This is a genomic window from Streptomyces malaysiensis subsp. malaysiensis, assembly GCF_040653035.1.
In the GTDB taxonomy this organism is placed as follows: Bacteria; Actinomycetota; Actinomycetes; order Streptomycetales; family Streptomycetaceae; genus Streptomyces; species Streptomyces malaysiensis.
On sequence record NZ_JBEZNG010000009.1, the window covers coordinates 93,132 to 114,440 of the forward strand.

15 protein-coding genes are annotated in these 21,309 nt (G+C 71.5%); 6 read left to right on the plus strand and 9 right to left on the minus strand.

Features of this window, described 5'->3' with window-relative positions; genetic code table 11:
- Positions 1–101: 101 nt before the first annotated feature.
- The 6 genes from AB0E24_RS20070 (at position 102) to AB0E24_RS20095 (ending at position 8,666) form a co-directional block, all read left to right on the plus strand.
- Positions 102–1,340: a carboxylate--amine ligase gene (locus tag AB0E24_RS20070; RefSeq protein WP_079258545.1), complete on the plus strand. Its 1,239-nt coding sequence runs from the start codon at positions 102–104 to the stop codon at positions 1,338–1,340.
- A 22-nt stretch (positions 1,341–1,362) separates the two neighbouring features.
- Entirely contained in the window at positions 1,363–2,565 is a 1,203-nt protein-coding gene (locus AB0E24_RS20075; protein ID WP_359378631.1) for an FAD-dependent oxidoreductase, read from the plus strand.
- A gap of 1,192 nt (positions 2,566–3,757) precedes the next feature.
- Complete coding sequence (locus tag AB0E24_RS20080) at positions 3,758–4,768, plus strand: polyprenyl synthetase family protein (protein ID WP_069865321.1); 1,011 nt, start codon at positions 3,758–3,760, stop codon at positions 4,766–4,768.
- 581 nt (positions 4,769–5,349) lie between these two features.
- A complete protein-coding gene (locus AB0E24_RS20085) occupies positions 5,350–6,585 on the plus strand; it encodes a LolA family protein (protein WP_206333033.1) in 1,236 nt (411 codons plus the stop codon).
- Between the two features lie 136 nt (positions 6,586–6,721).
- Positions 6,722–7,711, plus strand: a complete 990-nt coding sequence (locus AB0E24_RS20090; protein WP_359378634.1) for an ABC transporter ATP-binding protein — start codon at positions 6,722–6,724, stop codon at positions 7,709–7,711.
- Positions 7,698–8,666 (plus strand): ABC transporter permease, encoded by a 969-nt coding sequence (locus tag AB0E24_RS20095; protein WP_435865302.1) that lies wholly within the window; start codon positions 7,698–7,700, stop codon positions 8,664–8,666. The genes AB0E24_RS20090 and AB0E24_RS20095 overlap by 14 nt, the downstream gene beginning before the upstream one ends.
- A gap of 154 nt (positions 8,667–8,820) precedes the next feature.
- Here AB0E24_RS20095 and AB0E24_RS20100 read toward each other — a convergent pair whose 3' ends face one another.
- The 9 genes from AB0E24_RS20100 to abrC1 form a co-directional block, all read right to left on the minus strand.
- On the minus strand, positions 8,821–9,819 hold the full coding sequence (locus tag AB0E24_RS20100) for a M28 family metallopeptidase (protein ID WP_359378637.1): 999 nt from the start codon (positions 9,817–9,819) through the stop codon (positions 8,821–8,823).
- 195 nt (positions 9,820–10,014) lie between these two features.
- Positions 10,015–11,031, minus strand: coding sequence for an EamA family transporter RarD (gene rarD, locus AB0E24_RS20105; protein WP_069865313.1), 1,017 nt, complete (start codon positions 11,029–11,031; stop codon positions 10,015–10,017).
- Between the two features lie 137 nt (positions 11,032–11,168).
- Positions 11,169–12,026, minus strand: a complete 858-nt coding sequence (locus AB0E24_RS20110; RefSeq protein WP_359378639.1) for an SDR family oxidoreductase — start codon at positions 12,024–12,026, stop codon at positions 11,169–11,171.
- Between the two features lie 105 nt (positions 12,027–12,131).
- A complete protein-coding gene (locus tag AB0E24_RS20115; protein WP_347237062.1) occupies positions 12,132–14,141 on the minus strand; it encodes an APC family permease in 2,010 nt (669 codons plus the stop codon).
- Positions 14,142–14,246: 105 nt separating this feature from the next.
- Positions 14,247–15,329, minus strand: coding sequence for a 2-oxoacid:ferredoxin oxidoreductase subunit beta (locus tag AB0E24_RS20120; protein ID WP_069865307.1), 1,083 nt, complete (start codon positions 15,327–15,329; stop codon positions 14,247–14,249).
- Positions 15,322–17,274, minus strand: coding sequence for a 2-oxoacid:acceptor oxidoreductase subunit alpha (locus AB0E24_RS20125; RefSeq protein ID WP_069865305.1), 1,953 nt, complete (start codon positions 17,272–17,274; stop codon positions 15,322–15,324). The genes AB0E24_RS20120 and AB0E24_RS20125 overlap by 8 nt, the downstream gene beginning before the upstream one ends.
- 231 nt (positions 17,275–17,505) lie before the next feature.
- Complete coding sequence (gene abrC3, locus AB0E24_RS20130) at positions 17,506–18,198, minus strand: response regulator AbrC3 (RefSeq protein ID WP_069865303.1); 693 nt, start codon at positions 18,196–18,198, stop codon at positions 17,506–17,508.
- 91 nt (positions 18,199–18,289) lie between these two features.
- On the minus strand, positions 18,290–19,633 hold the full coding sequence (locus AB0E24_RS20135) for a sensor histidine kinase (RefSeq protein ID WP_359378642.1): 1,344 nt from the start codon (positions 19,631–19,633) through the stop codon (positions 18,290–18,292).
- Positions 19,634–19,956: 323 nt separating this feature from the next.
- Entirely contained in the window at positions 19,957–21,207 is a 1,251-nt protein-coding gene (gene abrC1 / locus AB0E24_RS20140; RefSeq protein WP_359378646.1) for a sensor histidine kinase AbrC1, read from the minus strand.
- Positions 21,208–21,309: the final 102 nt, after the last annotated feature.

Sequence of the window (21,309 nt, forward strand, 5' to 3'; positions counted from 1 at the left end):
CCGGAAAATCCTTGCTGGAGGCGGCGATTCCGAAGTAGCGTCCTTCATCGGGGTCACGCACAGTGGGGGGGCCACTGCGCTGCGGTGACCGAGGGGGGCTCGTGGCGAGCAGTGACGTGCCGTTCGCGGTGGACCGTTCCATACCCGCCCTGGTCGTGAAGATCGGCCACTATCCGCTGCACCACGGTGGCGTCGGCGCCATCCGGTCCCTGGGGCGTCTCGGTATCCCCATGTACGCGGTCACCGAGGACCGTTGGACCCCGGCCGCGCTCTCGCGCCATCTGACGAGGGCCTTCGTCTGGCCGACCACCGGCAGGGAGCGGCCGGAGCGGCTGGTGGAGGGGCTGCTGCGGATGGGGCGGGCGATCGGCCGGCCGACGGTTCTGCTGCCCACGGACGAGGAGGCGGCGGTGCTGATCGCCGAGCACGCGGACCGGCTCGCCGGGGAGGGCCGCTTCCTCTTCCCGCGCGCCGAGCCCGAGTTGCCCAGGCGGTTGGCGAGCAAGCGGGGGCTGCATGAGCTGTGCGTCAAGCACGGGGTGCCCACGCCCGAGGGCGCCTTCCCGGACACCTATGCCGATGTCAAGGCGTTCGCGGCGAGCGCGCGCTTTCCGGTGGTCGCCAAGAACCGGGAGGCGTTCGAGCGGCGGCAGAAGCCCGCGGTGTGCGGCACCACCCGGATCGAGGGCCCGCGGGAGCTGCTGGAGCTGGCGCGGCGGTGGGGGCCGCGGCCGGGGGTGGTCCTCCAGGAGTATCTGCCGCGGGAGGAGGCCGAGGACTGGATCGTGCACGCGTACTTCGACGCCCGGAGCACACCGCTGGCGATGTTCACCGGGGTCAAGGTGCGGTCCTGGCCGCCGCACGCGGGCATGACGGCATGCGCCTATGTGGTGGAGAACGAGGAGCTGGCGCGGATGGCGGCCCGGTTCGTCCAGCGGATCGGCTTCAGCGGCATCGTCGATCTGGACTGGCGCTACGACCGGCGCGACGGACGGTACAAGCTGCTGGACTTCAATCCGCGGATGGGCGCCCAGTTCCGGCTCTTCGAGAGCGCGGCCGGGATCGATGTCGTTCGGGCCCAGCATCTCGATCTGACGGGACGTCCGGTTCCCGGGGCCGGGCAGCGACCGGCCCGGCGGTTCCTGGTCGAGAACATCGACCTGCCCGCGCTGCTCGCCTACCGCCGCAGCGGATACACCACCCCGCACGCCCCGGCGCGGGCGAGCGGGACCGAGCTCGCATGGGCCGCGCGGGACGACATGAAGCCGTTCTTCACCATGCTGGCCCGCTCGCTGCGGCCCGGTGCGGCACAGCTGTACCGGCTGTGGCGCGCCAAGTGAACGCGACACCTTGGGGGGATTCATGAACGATCCGGTAGTGGTCATCGGGGCCGGTCCATACGGTCTGTCGACCGCCGCTCATCTGCGCGCCCGCGGGCTGCCGGTCCGGGTCTTCGGGGAGCCGATGGTGAGCTGGCGCGAGCGGATGCCCGCGGGCATGCTGCTCAAGTCCACACCGGCCGCCTCGAACATCGACGCACCGCGGCCGGGGCACACCCTGCTGGACTTCTGCCATGCGGTGGGCGGGCCGCGCTATGAGTCCGACTGGGACCTCATCCCCGTGGAGACCTTCTCGGCCTATGGACTGTGGTTCCAGGAGCGGCTGGTGCCCGAGCTGGAGCGGGTGCGGGTGGTGGCGGTCGACCGGCGGGGCGGCCGGTTCGAGCTGAAGCTGGACTCGGGGGAGCAGTTCACGGCGCGCGCCGTCGTCGTCGCCAGCGGGCTCGGCGGGCTCGCCCATCTCCCCCGGGAGCTGGCCGCCGCCGTACCGGACGGGCCCGCTCCGGGCGGCCCCGTCTCCCACAGTTCGCAACACCATGACCTCGGGCGCTTCCGGGGGCGTGAGGTGGTGGTCGTTGGGGCCGGGCAGTCGGCGCTCGAGAGCGCGGTGCTGCTCGCCGAGGCGGGCGCCGCCGCCGTGCGGGTGGTGGCCCGCGGACCGCGCGCGGTCTCCTTCGGCGCCCCGCCGGACCACCAGCCCAGGCTGCGGCCCGAGTCGCCGTTCGGCCGCGCCTGGTCGCTGTACGCGCTGTCGTACCACGCCGTGGGCTTCCGGCGGCTGCCCGCCCCGGCCCGGGAGTATCTGGTGCGCAGGGTGCTGGGGCCCAAGGGCGCCTGGTGGCTGCGGGACCGGTTCGCCGGGCGGGTGCGGGTCACCCAGGGGCGGCGGATCAGCTGGGTCACCGTGGCGGACGACGGTCGTCCGGTGCTGGCCCTGCGCGGGGGCGGCCGGGTCGGGGAGCTGGCCGCCGACCATGTGCTGGCCGCGACGGGCTATCGGATGAGCCTCGCGGCACTGGACTTCCTCGGCCCCGCCCTCCGCTCCGAGCTGGTCACCAGCGCCGGGGGCCCCTGGCTCGACGCCGGTTACGGCTCCTCGGTCCCCGGCCTCTACTTCACCGGGCTGCCCGCGGCGGCGAGTTTCGGCCCGGTGATGCGGTTCGTCTGCGGCACGGAGTACGCGTCGCCACGCCTGGCGAAGGCGGTGGCCGCCACATACGGATAGGTGGCGGTGCCCCCCCCGTCATGGGGTGGCCTCCCCGTCATGGGGTGGCTTCCGGTCACGGGGTGGCCTCCTGGCCGTGGGGTGGCTTCCGGTCATGGGGTGGCCTCCCAGCCATGGTTGGCCCCTGGCCGTCGGTCGGCCCCGGCCGGGTCAGCTGACCGGCGGCCCTGGCCACTGGTCGGTCCCGGGCTATCGGCCCGCCCGTGGCCACCGGCCTCCCGCGGCCAACCGGTTGGCTCGCGGCTGTCAGCCCGCGTGCGGCCGCCGGTCGGCCGTGGCTTCCGGCCACCGGGCCCCGGTCATTGGTCGGCTCCCGGCTCCCCGCTCCCGGCCAGCGGCCCCCGGCCATTGATCGGATCCCGGTTTCCGACTCCCGACTCCCGGCCGCTGGTTAGCCCGTGCCCGCCAGCCCGCGTGTGGCCGCCGGTCGGCATGCGGCCATCGGTCAGTCCCGGTTTCCGGCCGGTGGCCGCCGACCACCGGTTGGCCTATGGCCGTCGGCCTCCGTGTGGCCGCCGGTTGGCGTGTGGCTACCGGCGAGCTCTGGCCTCGGGTCAGCGGCCCCCGGTGGCTGGTCGGTTCCTGGCCATTGGTCGGCTTTGGTCGTTGGTCGGTCCGTGGTCATCGGCTGGCCCCGGCTTCCAGTCGGGGTTATGGCGTCCGGTCAGCGGATTCCGGCGACTCGTCGGTCCCTGGCCATGGGCCCGCCCCGGCCACCTATTGGCCCGTGGTCGTCGGCCCGCATGTGGCTGGCGGGCGGCATGCGGCCATCGGGTGGCCCCGGCTTCCGGCCGGTGGTCCCGGCCACTGCTCAGCTCCCGGCCGCCGGTTGGCCCGTCGTTATCGGCTGGCCCCGGGTGGCGGTTAGTGGGTAGCGGACCGCGCGGGGCGCCAATCAGCCTCGGTGACTGGGCGGCCCTGGGCGTTGGTCGGGTTGGCTGGGTGGCTTGTGGCCGGATTTGGTTGCCCGGGTGGGGCCGGGGGCTACTGGCCGAATGGGGGCCGGGGCATGAATGATCTGCTGCGATCGCGGTACCGCGATGTGAAGCGGCCGGTTCGGGACAGAGCGGTGAGAGGCGCACAAGGCGGGAAGGCGCCCATGGTGATCGAGACTCGACCGGATACCCTGCCTGTTGGTGGAGGCAGCGACACATCGACATTCGCGTCATTCGTAGGCAGACAGGAGTACCCCGTGAGCTTCGTCGGGCCCTTGGGGCTGAGCGTGCGGGACCGGACTCTGGAAGCCGATACCCAGGCCGGGCTGACGGCGGTCGAAGAGGGCCTGTTGGAGGCCACCAAAAGCGATGTGCCGTTCATCACGGAGGCCGCCCAGCATCTGGTGCGAGCCGGTGGGAAGCGGTTCCGGCCCCTGCTGGTGCTGCTGGCCGCGCAGTTCGGCGATCCGCACGCACCCGGAGTGGTGCCCTCGGCCGTGGTCGTCGAGCTCACCCATCTGGCCACGCTGTACCACGACGATGTGATGGACGAGGCGGAGGTGCGGCGCGGGGTCTCCAGCCCCAACGCCCGCTGGGGCAACTCGGTGGCGGTCCTCACCGGCGACTTCCTCTTCGCCCGGGCCTCGCACATCCTGGCCGACCTCGGCCCCGAGGCGGTGCGGATCCAGGCCGAGGCGTTCGAGCGGCTGGTCACCGGCCAGATCCTGGAGACGGCGGGCCCACGCGACGGCCGTGACCCGGTCGAGCACTATCTGGATGTGCTGGCCGGCAAGACGGGCTCGCTGATCGCCGTCTCGGGCCGGTTCGGCGCGATGATGGCGGGCGCAGACGAGAGCATCGTGAGCATCCTCACCCAGTACGGCGAGCGGCTCGGCATGGCCTTCCAGCTCGCCGACGATTTGCTGGACATCGCCAGCGACAGCCATGAGTCCGGTAAGACCCCCGGCACGGATCTGCGCGAGGGCGTGGCCACCCTGCCCGTGCTCTATCTGCGGGAGCAGGCCGAGGCGACCGGTTCGGCCGAGGACCGCGAGCTGTGCGAACTGCTCGCGGGCGATCTGACCGATGACGCGCGCCATGCCGAGGTGCTGCGGCGGCTGCGCGCCCATTCGGCTCTGGAGCGGGCCCGCCAGGTCACGGTCCGCTATGCGGCGGAGGCCCGTTCGATGCTGGCGCCGCTGCCGGAGGGCCCGGCGAAGACGGCCCTCGAGGGGCTGTGCGACGCGGTGGTCCACCGGGCTGGCTGACACCGGACGCACCGGACGGCAGCCAACGCCTGGGGCCTGGGCCTCGCCCCCTGGCGCCCGCGGCCCCCGCCCGGCGCCCGCGGCTCTCCGCTTCGGCGCCTGCGGCCCCCGCTCGGCGCCCGCGGCCCTCGTCTGGCGCCTGTGGCCCCTGCCGGGCGCCCGCGGCCCCGCCCGCGTCCGGACTCCCGGAACAGCCGACCCTGGCTTCCCCCGGAGAGCCCTTCCTGGCTCCCACTCCACCCCGACCGGCGGCTCCGGGCTCCCAGCCCCGGGCCCCGGGAAGCCACCGGGCCCACCCCGCCGGGGGAGCCGACCCTTGACCCCTGGGGGAGCGTCCCCGACTCCCGACGGAACCGCCCCCGACTCCTGGGGACCCCCGCCCCTCGGGGAGGCCCCTGAGTTCCGGAGGGGTGGTGTCATACCCGAGGCTTACGTCGAGGTGATCCTGGGGGCTGACGCGCCACGTCGCACGATTTGGTGGGATGAAAAGACCACCACATGGCGGGATCGGGTGACAATGGCCCGAGAGGTGGACGAGTGCAAGCTGACGAACCGCCGCCGACGACGGAGGTAGAGCACACATGGCACGGATCCGACCGACACAGGTCGCCGACGACGGCTTCTGGGATGAGGAGCGGCCATCCCGAGGGAAGAAGGTCGCCCGGTACGCCGCCCCGGTCGCCGTCGCGGGCATCGCGGCGGCGACGATAGGACTGGTCCCGGCGCTCGCGAGCACCGGTGACCCCAATCTGCCGAAGATCTCGGCGCAAGAGCTCATCAGCAAGATGGCGGCATCGGACGCCCAGCAGATGTCCGGCTCGGTGAAGATCACCACCGATCTGGGCATCCCCTCGCTCCCCGGCGGTGGCTCCATCGCCGACCTCGGCGGGGCGCAGGGCGGCGACGCGTCCGCCGCGCCCGACGCCAAGCTGATGGAGCTGGTCTCCGGCTCCCACACCCTGCGGGTGGCCACCGACGGCCCCGACAAGCAGCGGGTGTCGATCGTCGAGAACGCCGCCGAATACAGCCTGATCCACAACGGCGACGAGATCTGGGCGTACGACAGCGGCAGCAACTCCGCCTACCACGCCACCGCCCCCAAGGGCGCCAAGGCCAAGGGCGACCACCGGCAGGAGTTGCCGAAGGATCTGCGGGACGTCACGCCCCAGGAGATCGCCAAGAAGGTGCTCGCCTCCGTGGACGACACCACCGATGTGACGGTCGACGGCACCTCCCGGGTCGCCGGGCGGGACGCGTACGACCTGCTGATCAAGCCCAAGCAGGGCAGCGACTCCACGATCGGATCCGTCCGTATCGCGGTGGACGCGGACAACGGTGTCCCGCTGAAGTTCACGCTCTCCCCGAAGAGCGGCGGCAAGGCGGTCATCGACGTGGGCTTCACCAAGGTGGACTTCGGCAAGCCCAAGGCGAGCACCTTCGCGTTCACCCCGCCCAAGGGCGCCAAGGTCACCGAGGAGCCCACGGCCGACCGGAAGCACGCGCAGAAGGACTTCGGCGCCAAGGACTTCAAGGACGCCCAGGGCGCCCTGTCCGGGCTGAACGTCGTCGGTAAGGGCTGGGACTCGATCGCCCGCCTCGACACCCCCGGCGGCGCCGCGGCGCCCAGCGGCGACAGCGGCCCGGGCGCGGCCTCCGGCCTCCTCGGCGGCTTCGGCAAGGAGGTCAAGGGGAAGTTCGGCTCCGGCACCGTGATCAGCACCCGGCTGGTCAACGCGCTGCTCACCGACGACGGCAAGGTGTTCGTCGGCGCGGTCGACAAGGACGCCCTGGTCAAGGCCGCCAACGCGGCCAAGTGAGGTCACCGGGCGCATAGCCGCGGACAAGGCGGCCGTAGCTGCGGACAAGGCGGCCGTAGCTGCGGATAAGGCGGCCGTAGACGCGGACACGACGGCGTAAGGCGTAGATACGACGGACGGACGAGAAGGGGAGCCCGTGGAGCAGCGGTCCACCGAGGAGGACGATGCCGCGGTGGAGACCTGCGGGCTCACCAAGCGTTACCGGGGTGGGCAGCTCGCGGTCGACGCGCTGGACCTGTCCGTGCCGCGCGGCAGCGTCTTCGGCTTCCTCGGGCCCAACGGCTCGGGAAAGACGACGACCATCCGCATGCTCATGGGCCTGATCGAGCCCACCTCGGGCAGGGCCAGACTGCTCGGCGAGCCGATGCCGCGCGCCGCCCGGAGCGTGCTGCCCAGGGTGGGCGCCCTCATCGAGGGCCCCGCCCTCTACCCCTTTCTGACCGGCCGCGACAATCTGCTGCGCTACGACGCCGCCGACCCCACCGCCGACCCCCGCACCCGGACCGCCCGCGTCGCGGCCGCCCTGGACCGGGTCGGGCTGGCCGCCGCGGCCGGGAAGCGGGCCCGCGCCTACTCGCTCGGCATGAAGCAGCGGCTGGGCCTGGCCGCCGCGCTGCTCCAGCCGCGTGAGCTGCTGGTCCTGGACGAGCGGACCAACGGTCTCGATCCGCAGGGCATGCGCGAGATCCGCTCCCTGGTGCGCGAACTGGCCGAGGAGGGCACCACCGTCTTCCTCTCCTCCCATCTCCTCGATGAGATCGAACAGGTGTGCACTCATGCCGCGGTCATGGCCCAGGGCCGTCTGATCGCCCAGGGCACGGTGGCCGAGCTGGCGGCGGGCAGCCGCGGCCGGCTGGCCATCACCACCCCGGACCCGGTGGACGCGGTCCGGGTCCTGAAGGAGCACGGGGTGACGGACCTGGTGATCCTGGACGAGCGGGTCTCCGGCGAACTGCCGGTGCCCGGCCCCGGCAGTTCGCCAGCGGACGCACCGCTGGAGCTGGCCGATCTCAACGCCGCCCTCGTACGCGCCGGGGTGCGGGTCCGGGCCTTCGGGGCCGAACGCGCCTCGCTCGAGGACGCGTTTGTCGCGCTGACCGGGGAGGGCTTCGATGTCGCGGGCTGATGAACCGAAATCGGCCGACACCGGCGTACCGAAGATGTCCGACACCGGCGTACCGCACGCGGCCGACATCCGCCCACCGGGCACGACAACCGACAAGAGACCCACGAGCCCCCTGTGGGCCCTCGCACTCTTCCGCTCCGAGCTGACCACCACCCTCCGCCGCTGGCGGACCGTGGCCCTGCTCGGGGTGCTCGCGCTGATCCCGATCCTCATCGGTGTCGCGGTGAAGATCGAGACGAGCGACGGCGGCGGCTTCGGCGGCGGTCGTGGTGGAGGCGGAGAAGGCCCCGCCTTCTTCCCCCAGATCACCAACAACGGCATCTTCCTGGTCTTCGCGTCACTCGCGGCGACGCTGCCCGTCTTTCTGCCGATGGTGATCGGCGTGATCACCGGTGATGCCATCGCCGGTGAGGCGGGCTCGGGGACGCTGCGCTATCTGCTGGTCGCCCCGGCCGGGCGGACCCGTCTGCTGCTGGCCAAATTCACCACTTCCATGGCCTTCTGCCTGATCGCGACCCTGGTGGTGGCGCTCTCGGGCCTGGTGACGGGGGCGCTGCTCTTCCCGCTCGGCGATGTCACGCTGATCTCGGGCATCACCGTCTCGTTCGAGGAAGCGCTGCTGCGGGCGCTCGGTGTGGCGGCCCTGGTGGCCCTGTCGCTGGTGGGCATAGCGACGGTCGGGCTGTTCATCTCCACCCTCACCAACAGCGGGATCGCGGCCATGGCCACGACCGTGGGGCTGGTGATCACCGCGCAGATCCTCGACACCATCCCGCAGCTGCACGCGATCCACCCGTATCTCTTCCCGCACTACTGGCTCAGCTTCGCCGATCTCCTCCGCGAGCCGGTCTACTGGGATGAGCTGGTCAAGAACCTGGGATTGCAGGGGCTGTACGTCGCCGTGTTCGGCTCGGCGGCCTGGGCCCGGTTCACCGCGAAGGACATCACGGCCTGAGTAGGCGGCACGGCCTGAGTAGGCGGCACGGCCTGAGTAGGCGGCACGGCCTGAGTAGGCGGCACGGCCTGAGTAGGCGGCACGGCCTGAGCGGGCGGCACGGCCTGAGCCGGCGGCCGACGGAGCCGAACACGGCATGTCACGTCATCCGGGATCAGGCGCCGCCGAGCGTCCAGACCGCGTAGGCGATGGCGTCGCTGTTGCGGTCCAGGGCGGTGTCGTCGATGTTGCTCGTGGTGTCGCACGAGCGGTGGTAGCAGCGGTCGAACGCCTGGCCTGAGGTGCCGCCCCACTTCTGGGCCTGGGCGGCGGTCTTGATGTAGTCGGCGCCGCTGAAGAGGCCGCCCACCGGGATGCCCACGTTCTTGAACGGCGCGTGGTCGGAGCGGCCGTCGCCCTCGGTCTCGATCTCGGTGGGGACGCCCTTGGCGGAGAAGAACGCCTTGAAGACCGACTCGATCCCGGGGTCGTCGTCATACACGAAGTAGCCGGGGTTGGGCGAGCCGATCATGTCGAAGTTGAGATAGCCGTCGATCTTCGCCCGTTCGGATGACGGCAGGTTGTTGACGTAGGAGCGGGAGCCGACCATCCCCAGCTCCTCGGCGCCCCACCAGGCGAACCGCAGATGCTTGGTGGGCTTCGCGCCCTGGCGGGCGACGGCCAGCGCGGTCTCCAGGATTCCGGCGGAGCCCGAGCCGTTGTCGTTGATCCCGGGGCCGGCGCTGACGGAGTCGAGATGGGCGCCGGAGAACACCACGTTGTTGGTGTCGCCGCCGGGCCAGTCGGCGATGAGGTTGTAGCCGGTGGCCCCGCCGGAGGTGAACTGCTGCACGGTGGTGGTGTATCCGGCGGCGTCCAGCTTGCCCTTGATGTAGTCGAGCGACGCCTTGTAGCCGGGGCGGCCATGGGCGCGGTTGCCGCCGTTGGCGGTGGCGATGGACTGAAGCTGGGTCAGATGGGCCTTCACGTTGGCCACGGAGATGTCCGGCGCCGCGAGGGCGGTACGGGCGTCCGCCGAGTCCCGGGCCGATGCGGCGGCGGAGGTGGCGGGGGCGGCCGAGAGCAGGGCGGCGACGGCCGTACCGGCGGCGGCCACGGCGGCCGTCCGGCGTATCAGGGATCTTCGGGGGCGGCGCTCAGCGCATGACGACATGGGGGCTCCGGTTCCGAACGAGGACAGGACGGAATGACGTGACGCTGTGTGGTGCACGTGCCCGTGGGGGCGGTGGAGCGGTGAACCGACGGTGCGGTGAAGCGGTGACGTGAAGCCGTGCGGCGTAAAGCCGTGATGACGTGAGGCTGATGCTCCGGGCGTGGCTGACTCCGCGTCAAGGGCGGAAACCGGACATCACCCGCCGGATATCGGTCCCGGCCGGGCATCCCGCACGGCGGCCTCCGGAACGACCTCGGCCCCCACTGTCGCCGACAGCGCGGCCGCCCGCGCGGCGGCGTCGGCCAGGTCCCGCCGCGCCCGCCGGGCGGTGCGCAGCGCGTCCCAGGTGAGCAGCGCGAGGGCGAGCCAGACGAGGGAGAAGCCCGCCCACCGTTCGGGTGGCATCGACTCGTGGAAGACGGTGAGCCCGAGGAGGAACTGGAAGGTCGGCGCCACGTATTGCAGCATCCCGATCGTGGACAGCGGCAGCCGCACCGCCGAGGCCCCGAAGCAGATGAGCGGCAGCGCTGTGACGAAGCCGCAGCTGACCAGCAGCACCGAATGCCCGGCGCCCTCGCTCGCGAAGGTGCTGCCACCGTGCGCCCCGAGCCAGATCAGGAAGCCGAGCGCGGGCAGGAACTGCACGGCGGTCTCGGCGGCCAGCGACTCCAGCCCGTCCAGCCCGACCCGCTTCTTGGCCAGGCTGTACGTCGCGAAGCTGAAGGCGAGCGTGAGGGCGATCCACGGCAGCTTGCCGTAGCCCACCGCCAGTACGCCCACGGCCACCGCCCCGACGCCGACCGCCGCCCACTGCGCGGGCCGCAGCCGCTCACGCAGCAGCAGCACCCCGAAGGCGATGCTGACCAGCGGGTTGATGAAGTATCCGAGCGCGGTCTCCACCACATGGCCGCTGTTGACGCCCCAGATGTACAGGCCCCAGTTGACCGAGATCACGGTCGCGGCGAGCGCGATCATGGCCAGCCGCCTGGGCTGCCGCAGCAGCGGCCGTATCCAGCTCCAGCGGCGCAGCACCAGCAGCACCAGGCCGACGGCCACCAGCGACCACACCATCCGGTGGGCGAGGATCTCGACCGCGCCGGCGGGCTCGAGCAGCGGCCAGAAGAGCGGCACCAGCCCCCAGAAGCCGTATGCCGCGAAGCCGTAGAGGAGACCGGTGCGATCGGCGCGGTCCTGCTGGTCCTGCGGCGTCACGGCACCCTCCCCGACGGCATGGCGAGCCCTCCGGCGGGCCCGTTCCGAGGGTCCGAAGGTAGCGCCGGGGAGGCCCGCCTGTCATTCCCGTCTCAGGAAACGGTGATGACAGGCGGGCCGTGGTCGCGCGGGCCCGATCAGCCCTTCAGCGCGGCCGCGACCGCGTCCGCGATGGGCGTGGTCGGGCGGCCGATGAGCCGGGACAGCTCGCCCGGGGTGGCGTCCAGCCGGCCGCGCTCGATGGCCGCCTCGACATCGGTGAGGATCGCGGCGAGCGGCTCGGGGACGCCCGCGCCGGTGAGGATGTTCTTGTACTCGTCCGTGGAGACGGCGCCGTAGACGATCTTCTTCCCGCTCTGTGCGGCGATCAGATCGGCGTACTCGGCGAAGCTCCAGGCGGTGTCGCCGGACAGCTCGTACGCCTTGCCCTCGTGGCCCTCGCCGGTCAGGACGGCGACGGCGGCCGCCGCGTAGTCGGCGCGCGAGGCCGAGGCGACCCGGCCCTCGCCCGCGGCGCCCACGACGGCGCCGTGCTCCAGGACGGTGGCGAGGTTCTCGGTGTAGTTCTCGTGGTACCAGCCGTTGCGCAGCAGTACGTACGGCAGACCGGAGTCGAGGATCGCCCGCTCGGTGACCTTGTGCTCATCGGCCAGGGTGAAGTCGGCGGCGGGGCCGCCCAGGACGCTGGTGTAGGCGAGCAGCGCGACCCCGGCCTCCTTGGCGGCGTCGATCACGGCCTGGTGCTGCGGAACGCGCTGCCCGACCTCGCTGCCGGAGATCAGCAGCACCTTGTCGCCCGCGGCGAAGGCGCCGGGGAGCGTCTCGGGCCGGTTGTAGTCGGCCACATGCAGCCGCACACCCCGGTCGGCGAGGCCGGCGGCCTTCGCGGTGTCACGCACGACCGCGGTGATCTGGTCGGCGGGGACCTTCTCCAGCAGCCCCTCGACGACGAGGCGGCCGAGGTGGCCGGTGGCTCCGGTGACGACGATGCTCATACGTATGACTCTCCTGTTTCGAGGTCGGGCACACCCGCGGTCGGGCACACCCACCCTAAGGGAAGCGCTAACTATTAGAAAGGTGCTTTGGTCAAGGGAGTGTGTTCATTCGGATTCCGGCCGCTCCCCGGCCCCCCGCTCCCCGACACCCCGCTCCCCGGCCCCCCGCTCCCGTGCCGCGAGGCTGACGGCGAACGGCAGGATCGTCACCGCCACACCCGGCAGCCGCTCCAGCGCCTTCGCCAGCGACTCCGCGGTGCCCCGGTGCAGCAGCTTGCCCAGCGGCGAGGCGTAGGTGCGGCGCGGCACCAGCAGGGTCAGCGCGGTGTGCCCGTCCTCGGTGGTACGGGCCGCCAGCTCCATCACCGCATGGCGCAGCCGCCGGTCCGGGCACTCCACGACCTCCAGTGGCACCGTCACCCCCGCCGTGGCCTCCCACCGGGCCATCAGCCGGCGGGCATGGGTCTCGTCCACCATGAAGTGCACCGCGCGGACCTCGTCGGGCCGCAGCTCATGCGCGTACCGCAGCGCCTTGACCGTCGCGAGGTCGATGCTGTCCGCCATCACGAAGACGACATGGCGCCGCCAGCGCGGCACATCGTCCCCGGGGCGTGGCACCGCCTCCAGGGCGGCCGCCTCCGCGCGGTACTCGCGATTGATCCGGATCAGCGCCCAGACCCCGAGCGGGAAGACCACCACGACCAGCCAGGCGCCCTCGGTGAACTTGGTGATCCCGAAGATCAGCACCACGGTGGCGGAGACGATCGCGGTGGTGAGGTTGACCGCGACCTTCCAGATCCGGCCCGGCTCCCGGCGCCGCAGGTGATAGGCGGTCAGCCCGGCCCCGGCCATGGTGAACGCGGTGAACACCCCGATCGCGTACAGCGCCACCAGCCGGTCCACATTGGCCTCGGTGACCACCAGCAGCGCCAGCGCCACCACGGCCAGCGAGATGATCCCGTTGGAGAAGGAGAGCCGGTGGCCGCGCCGGGTGAGCTGGCGGGGCAGAAAGCGGTCCTCGGCCACGAAGCTGGCCAGGAAGGGGAAGCCGGTGAAGGGCGTGTTGGCGCCCGTATAGAGGATGAGCGCGGTCGCCAGCTGGACGAACGCCAGCCCCAGCGCGCCCACGACCCCGCCGCCGAAGACCAGATGGGCCTCCTGCGCCAGTACGGTCGGGGTGCCGTCCCGGTAGGGGATGGCATGGGTGAAGTGGGCGAGTGCGGAGACCCCGAGGACCAGCGTGCCCAGGATGCAGCTCATCGTGATCAGCGTGCGGCGGGCGTTGTGGCCCTTGGGGTCGCGGAAGACCGAGACGCTGTTGGAGATCGCCTCCAGACCGGTCAGCGAGGAGCCGCCGTTGGCGAACGAGCGCAGCACGATGAAGAGTGAGGCGCCGTAGAGCCAGCCGCTGCCCGCGGTGCCGAGCGGCACCGCGCCCGCGGCGTGCACATCGGCGTGCGGCAGCCGCCCGGTGAGCCCGCGAACCACGCCCACCACCAGCATCAGCCCGACGGCGAAGATGAAGAGGTAGGCGGGCACCATGAAGACCCGCCCGGCCTCGCGCAGTCCGCGCAGATTGCCGTAGGCGAGGATCAGGATCACCAGGGCGCTGATGGGCAGTTGGAGATGGTCGATACCGGTCCAGGTGCCGCCGATGAGATGGGCGAACGAGATGATCGCGTTGGTGCCCGCGGAGACCTGGACCGCCACGGTGACGATGTAGTCCACCAGCAGCGCCACGGACGCGATCTGGGCGATGTCCGGGCCGAAGTTCTCCCGCGCCACCACATAGGAGCCGCCCGCCCGGGTGTAGATCATCACCACATCGCTGTAGCAGAGCGTCACCAGCAGCAGCACCAGCAGAATCGCCCCGGTCACCGGGAGGATCAGGGTGAACGCCGCGACCCCGATGACCGGCACCAGCACCCGCAGCATCTCCTCGCTGCCGTACGCCGTCGACGAGATGCAGTCGGAGGCCAGCACGCCCAGCGCGGCCGGGTTGCCCAGCTTCTCGCGCCGGATCCGCTCGGTGACCAGGGGCGGGCCGAGCAGCAGCCGCTTGAGACGGTAGCCGGGGCGGTCGGGCGGCTGGATCGGCGCGGCGGTGTCGGACATGCGGATAGCAGAGCGGGTGCCCGGCCGGAGCGCGCTCAGACGCTCCGGCCGGGCACCCGCCTGTGCCCGTATGTACGAATGGACCCGGGGCGGGCCCTGAGGGGGTCAGCCCACGACGGTCCAGGTGTCGCCGCCGGCGAGGAGTGCGCCGAGGTCGCCCTTGCCCTTCAGCTCCACGGCGTTGTCGAGCTGGTCGGACATCTGGGTGTCGTAGACCGGGCGCTCCACATTGCGCAGCACGCCGATGGGGGTGTGGTGGAGGGTGTCGGCGTCGGCCAGTCGGGTCAGCGCGAACGCCGTGGTGGGTGAGGTGGCGTGGGCGTCGTGCACCAGCACCTGGTGTTCGTTCTCGGGTGTGACGGTGATCACTTCGAGGTCGCCGGTGCGCTGGTTGCGGATGACGCCCTTGGACTGGTCGAGGCCGAAGCGGATCGGCTGTCCGTGCTCCAGCCGGATCACGGCCTCCTGGGCCTGCTGCTTGTCCTTCAGGGCCTCGAAGGCGCCGTCGTTGAAGATGTTGCAGTTCTGGTAGATCTCCACCAGCGCGGTGCCGGGGTGGGCCGCCGCCTGCCGCAGCACCTCGGTGAGGTGCTTGCGGTCGGAGTCGACGGTGCGGGCCACGAAGCCCGCCTCGGCGCCGAGCGCGAGGGAGAGCGGGTTGAACGGCGAGTCCAGGGAGCCCATCGGGGTCGACTTGGTGATCTTGCCGACCTCGGAGGTGGGGCTGTACTGACCCTTGGTCAGGCCGTAGATGCGGTTGTTGAAGAGCAGGATCTTCAGGTTCACATTGCGGCGCAACGCGTGGATCAGGTGGTTGCCGCCGATGGACAGCGCGTCGCCGTCACCGGTGACGACCCACACCGACAGATCGCGGCGGGAGGCGGCCAGCCCGGTGGCGATGGCCGGGGCGCGGCCGTGGATGGAGTGCATCCCGTAGGTGTTCATGTAGTACGGGAAGCGTGAGGAGCAGCCGATGCCGGAGACGAAGACGATGTTCTCCTTCGCCAGGCCCAGTTCGGGCATGAAGCCCTGGACGGCGGCGAGGACGGCGTAGTCGCCGCAGCCGGGGCACCAGCGGACCTCCTGGTCGGACTTGAAGTCCTTCATCGTCTGCTTGACGGCGGTCTTGGGCACCAGGGAGAGCGCGCTGGGCGCCGATGCCGCCCCCTCGGCGATGGTGTCAGTCATCGATGGCCTCCTTGAGGGCGGTGGCGAGCTGTTCGGCCTTGAACGGCAGTCCGCGGACCTGGGTGAAGGAGCGGGCGTCGACCAGATAGCGGGCGCGCAGCAGCGTGACCAGCTGCCCCAGGTTCATCTCCGGCACCACGACCTTCTCGTAACCCTCCAGCACCTTGCCGAGGTTGGCGGGGAAGGGGTTGAGATGGCGCAGATGGGCCTGGGCGATCCGGTCGCCCGCGGTGCGGACGCGGCGCACGGCCGCGGTGATCGGGCCGTAGGTCGATCCCCACCCCAGGACCAGGGTGCGGGCGTCGCCGGTCGGGTCGTCCACCTCGATGTCCGGCACGGCGATGCCGTCCACCTTGGCCTGGCGGATGCGGACCATGTGGTCGTGGTTGGCCGGGTCGTAGGAGATGTTGCCGGTGCCGTCCTGCTTCTCGATGCCGCCGATCCGGTGCTCGAGGCCGGGCGTTCCGGGCACGGCCCAGGGGCGGGCCAGGGTCTTGGGGTCGCGCTTGTACGGCCAGAAGACCTCGGTGCCGTCGGCCAGCACATGGTTGGGGCCGGTGGCGAACCGGACCCGCAGGTCGGGCAGCTCGTCGACGTCCGGCACCCGCCAGGGCTCCGAGCCGTTGGCCAGATAGCCGTCCGACAGCAGGAACACCGGGGTCCGGTAGGTCAGCGCGATCCGGGCGGCCTCCAGCGCGGCGTCGAAGCAGTCGGCGGGGGTCTTGGGCGCCACGATCGGCACCGGGGCCTCGCCGTTGCGCCCGTACATGGCCTGGAGCAGATCCGCCTGCTCGGTCTTGGTCGGCAGCCCGGTGGAGGGGCCGCCGCGCTGAATGTCGATCACCAGCAGCGGCAGCTCGAGGGAGACCGCGAGCCCGATGGTCTCCGACTTCAGCGCCACACCGGGGCCGGAGGTGGTGGTCACCGCGAGGGAGCCGCCGAAGGCCGCGCCCAGCGCGGCGCCGATACCGGCGATCTCGTCCTCGGCCTGGAAGCTGCGCACACCGAAGTTCTTGTGCTTGGACAGCTCGTGCAGGATGTCGGATGCCGGGGTGATCGGATACGACCCCAGGAACAGCGGCAGATCCGCCTGGCGGGAGGCCGCGATCAGCCCGTACGACAGCGCCAGGTTCCCGGAGATGTTCCGGTAGGTGCCGGTGGGGAACGCGGTGGTGGCCGGGGCGACCTCGTAGGAGACGGCGAAGTCCTCGGTGGTCTCACCGAAGTTCCAGCCCGCCCGGAAGGCCGTCACATTGGCCTCGGCGATCTGCGGCTTCTTGGCGAACTTCTGCCGCAGGAACTTCTCGGTGCCCTCGGTCGGCCGGTGGTACATCCACGACAGCAGCCCGAGCGCGAACATGTTCTTGCTGCGCTCGGCCTCCTTGCGGGACAGGCCGAACTCCTTCAGCGCCTCGATGGTGAGCGTGGTGAGCGGCACCGGGTGGACGTGATAGCCGTCCAGCGAGCCGTCCTCCAGAGGGCTTTGGTCATAGCCGACCTTGGCCATGGGGCGCTTGGTGAACTCGTCGGTGTTGACGATGATTTCCGCCCCGCGCGGCACATCGGGGAGGTTGGCCTTCAGCGCGGCCGGGTTCATCGCGACCAGCACATTCGGCGCGTCACCGGGCGTGAGGATGTCGTGATCGGCGAAGTGGAGCTGGAAGCTCGACACTCCGGGCAGGGTACCGGCGGGGGCCCGGATCTCCGCCGGGAAGTTCGGCAGGGTGGACAGGTCGTTTCCGAACGACGCCGTCTCCGAGGTGAACCGGTCACCCGTGAGCTGCATACCGTCACCCGAGTCACCCGCGAACCGGATGATCACCCGGTCCAGACGGCGGATCTCTTTACCGCCGTCTCCTGTTCGCTGCCCCCCGACGGGCGACTGCCCGCCCTGCTGATCGGCTGGTTCGGCCTGTTCGGCCGGGCTACTGACCTGGCTGGTCACTGCTTCGGACCTCCCTTGAGGCGGCGCTCATGGACAGTCGGTGCCGACCGGTTGTCCCACGACCATCGTACGTCGGTAAGGGTGGCCTTCCTTGGCCGGATCACATGGTGGACGCCGAAAGAAGAACCATATATGTCCTGGTTTGACATGACGCGCCCCTCCCCCCTTGCAGTTATTTCCCTGGTACCTCGTTCAGCCTTTGGCCTCGCTTTGGCCCGCGGGAGTCTGCTTTCAGGAATTGAGATAGGTCAGAACGGCGAGCACCCGACGGTGATCCCCGTCACTCGGCGAGAGGCCCAGCTTCAAGAAGATGTTGCTCACATGCTTCTCGACCGCTCCGTCGCTCACCACGAGCTGCCGGGCGACGGCCGAATTGGTCCGGCCCTCGGCCATCAGCCCCAGGACCTCGCGCTCCCTCGGGGTGAGCCCGGCCAGCACATCCTGCTTGCGGCTACGGCCCAGCAGCTGGGCGACGACCTCCGGGTCGAGCGCCGTACCGCCCTGGGCGACCCGCACCACCGCGTCCACGAACTCGCGCACCTCGGCCACCCGGTCCTTGAGCAGATAGCCGACGCCCCGGCTGTTCCCGGCCAGCAGCTCGGTGGCGTACTGCTCCTCCACATACTGCGACAGGACCAGCACCCCCAGGCCCGGATGGTCGCGGCGGAGCCGGACGGCCGCCCGCACCCCCTCGTCGGTGTGGGTGGGCGGCATCCGCACATCGGCCACCACCACATCCGGTGGCGCGCCCTCGTCGGCCAGCTCCCGCACCGACTTGATCAGCGCTTCCGCGTCCCCGACGCCCGCGACCACCTCATGGCCCCGGTCGGTCAGCAGCCGGGTCAGCCCCTCCCGCAGCAGCACCGAATCCTCGGCGATGACCACCCGTACTCTGTCCGCCACGATGTTCGGCCCCCGTTCCATTCGGTTCGTGGGGACCAGCATCCCAGGGTTCGGCCGCTCGCGTCGCACGGAACCGGCCGTGTACGGGCGGGGGGGGCGGGGGTGTGCGCCCTCAGCGCCAGGGGAGCTCGGCGGTCACGGTGGTCGGGCCGCCCGCCGGGGAGTGGACGACGAGGATGCCGTCCACCGCGTCGATCCGCTCGGCCAGCCCGGCGAGACCCGAACCGGCCGCCGTCTCGGCCCCGCCCCGCCCGTCGTCCGTGATCTGGATCAGCAGCCGGTCGTCGGAGCGCCACAGATCCACCTCGGCGGTGTGGGCGCCGCTGTGCTTGCTGATGTTCTGGAGCAGTTCGGAGACGGTGAAGTAGGCGATGCCCTCGATCGCGGGCGCGGGCCGTTGCGGAAGGTCCACCGTCACGGTCACCGGGACCGTGCAGCGGGCGGCCAGGGCGGAGAGGGCGGGGCCGAGGCCGCGGTCGGTGAGGATGGCGGGGTGGATGCCGCGGGCGAGGTCGCGTAGTTCCTGGAGGGCGAGTTTAACTTCGCCGTGGGCCTCGTCGACCATCTTGGCGGCGGCTTCCGGGTCCTCCTCCAGCTTCTCCTTCGCCAGGCCCAGATCCATGGCGAGGGCGACCAGCCGGGCTTGTGCGCCGTCGTGGAGGTCGCGTTCGATCCGGCGCAGATCCGCGGCGGCGGTGTCCACCACCGTGCCCCGGTCCGACTCCAGCTCCCAGACCCGGCTCGCCAGCCGGGACGGGCCGAGCAGCCCGGACACCATGATCCGGTCGACCGAGGTCAGCCCCCGCATCACCCACGGGGTCAGCAGCAGGACCAGCACACCGGCGGCGCAGGTCACGGTGATCTCGAACGGGGTGTCCAGATAGAAGTTGCGCCCGTGGTCGTCCCCGAAGATCTGGAGACCCGGCTCGTCCATATACCGGGGGAAGACCCAGCGCCACAGCGGATACGTCGTGAAGCCCCAGCCGTAGGCGGTGAAGCTCACCGCGAAGCCGAACGAGAAGACCGCCCACGGCAGATGGATCAGCGCGTAGATCACATGCCGCCAGGAGGTGCCGCTCCTGAGCAGCGCACCCACCCAGGCGACCGGTCCGCGCCTGCCCCCGCGGCCGCCCCTCCGGCCGAGGACCGGCTCGGGCTCGGCCACCTCCAGCCCCAGCAGCGCACGGGCGCGGGCCCGCTCCACGACGCCGAGCGCGCGGCAGCCCGCGAGGGCCGCGCCGAGCACCGGGACGCCGAGGAAGGTGATCAGCAGCCCGGCGCCCAGCGCGATCATCGTGATCGTGTAGACAAAGGTGACGATGGCCATCGGCAGGCTGGTCAGGACATAGAGGAACTCCCGCCAGACGCGGCCCTGGAACGGCGCCTTCAGCGCCGCGGGCACCAGATGGCCACGGGGCTCGGTCCCCGGTTCGTAGGGGCGGTATGCGGTGGCCATCGTCTTGTCCGTCCTCCGGGGCCTGGTGGGGTGCGCGATGCGGGTCGACGGGGTGGATCGCGTCGGGTCGCGTCGGCTGCGTTCACCCAAGAGTCCCGGAGCGCGGCCCGCCGGGCCATCGGGTGGGTGGGCCTCTTCACCGGGGGGTTAGCCCTACCTTTCGGGGTGGGGCGAGGTGCTGCCCGGCGTCCTTTCGGGGCGCGGCCCGGTGTGCTGTCCGGAGTCGTATCGGGGTGGGGCGGCCTGCTTCCCGGCGCCTTTTCGGGGCGCGCCCGGTGTGCTGCCCGGCGTCCCTTCGAGGTGGGGCGGCCTGCTGCCCGGCGTCAGCCGCTTCGGCCGCTTCGCCGGGAACGGGCCACCGCGGCGCCCGCCGCCGGCCCGGTCCGGTGGTGCCAGGGCAGCTCGGCGGTCACGGTGGTCGGCCCACCGGGCGGCGAATCCACCGCGAACAGCCCGTCGACCGAGCCCAGCCGCTCCGCCAGACCCGAGAGCCCCGAGCCCCTGTCGGTGGCCGCGCCGCCGCGCCCGTCGTCCCGTACCTGGATCAGCAGCCGGTTGTCGGCGCGCCACAGCTCGATCTCGGCGGTGTGGGCGCCGCTGTGCTTGCTGATGTTCTGGAGCAGTTCGGAGACGGTGAAGTAGGCGATGCCCTCGATGGCCGCCGCCGGGCGTTCGGGCAGCTCGACCGTCACCTTCACGGGGACCGTGCAGCGGGCCGAGAGCGCCGAGAGGGCGGGGCCGAGGCCGCGGTCGGTGAGGATGGCGGGGTGGATGCCGCGGGCGAGGTCGCGTAGTTCCTGGAGGGCGAGTTTCACTTCGCCGTGGGCCTCGTCGACCATCTTGGCGGCGGCTTCCGGGTCCTCCTCCAGCTTCTCCTTCGCCAGACCGAGCCCCATGGCGAGGGCGACCAGCCGGGCCTGTGCGCCGTCGTGGAGGTCGCGTTCGATCCGGCGCAGATCCGCGGCGGCGGTGTCCACCACCGTGCCCCGGTCCGACTCCAGCTCGGCGATCCGCCGCTCCAGCTCATCGGAGGGGAACAGCAGCCCGCGCACCATCGCCCGGTCCACATGCGTAAGCCCCCGGGCGATCCACGGCAGCACCGGCCAGGCCACGAACAGCGAGGTCAGGGTGATAGCGAAGGTGACCACCGACCACGGCAGCCGGATCAGCGCGTACAGCGTGGCGCGCCAGCCGACCGGGTCCCGCAGGTTCGTCCACAGCCGGCCGAGGAAGCCGCTGCCCGGCTGGTGCGGCAGCGGGCTGGGCTCATCGATCCGCATCGAGAGCAGCCCCCTGGCGCGGTAGCGCTCGAACCGGCCGAGGGCCCTGCTGCACCGCAGCCCCACGGCCAGCAGCGGCAGCCCCACCACCGTGACCGCCAGCCCCAGGCCCACGGTCAGCCAGACCAGGGTGAAGACGAAGCAGACGATGCCCACCAGCAGATTGGCCAGGAGATGGGCGATCTCCCGCCAGGTCTGCGCGGGAAAGGCGAACGCGGGCGGGCGTGGCAGCCGCTCGCCGTCGCGGCCACGGCCGTCGCCGTCGGGGTCGCCGACGGGGGAACTGGAGGTCATGGCAGCAAGACTGCCGGGCCCGCGGGGGGCTCCGCCATGGGGATAGCCCCCCGCATCGCGGACGGGCCGCCCTGCCCGGCGGCGGCAGGCCCTAGACTTCCC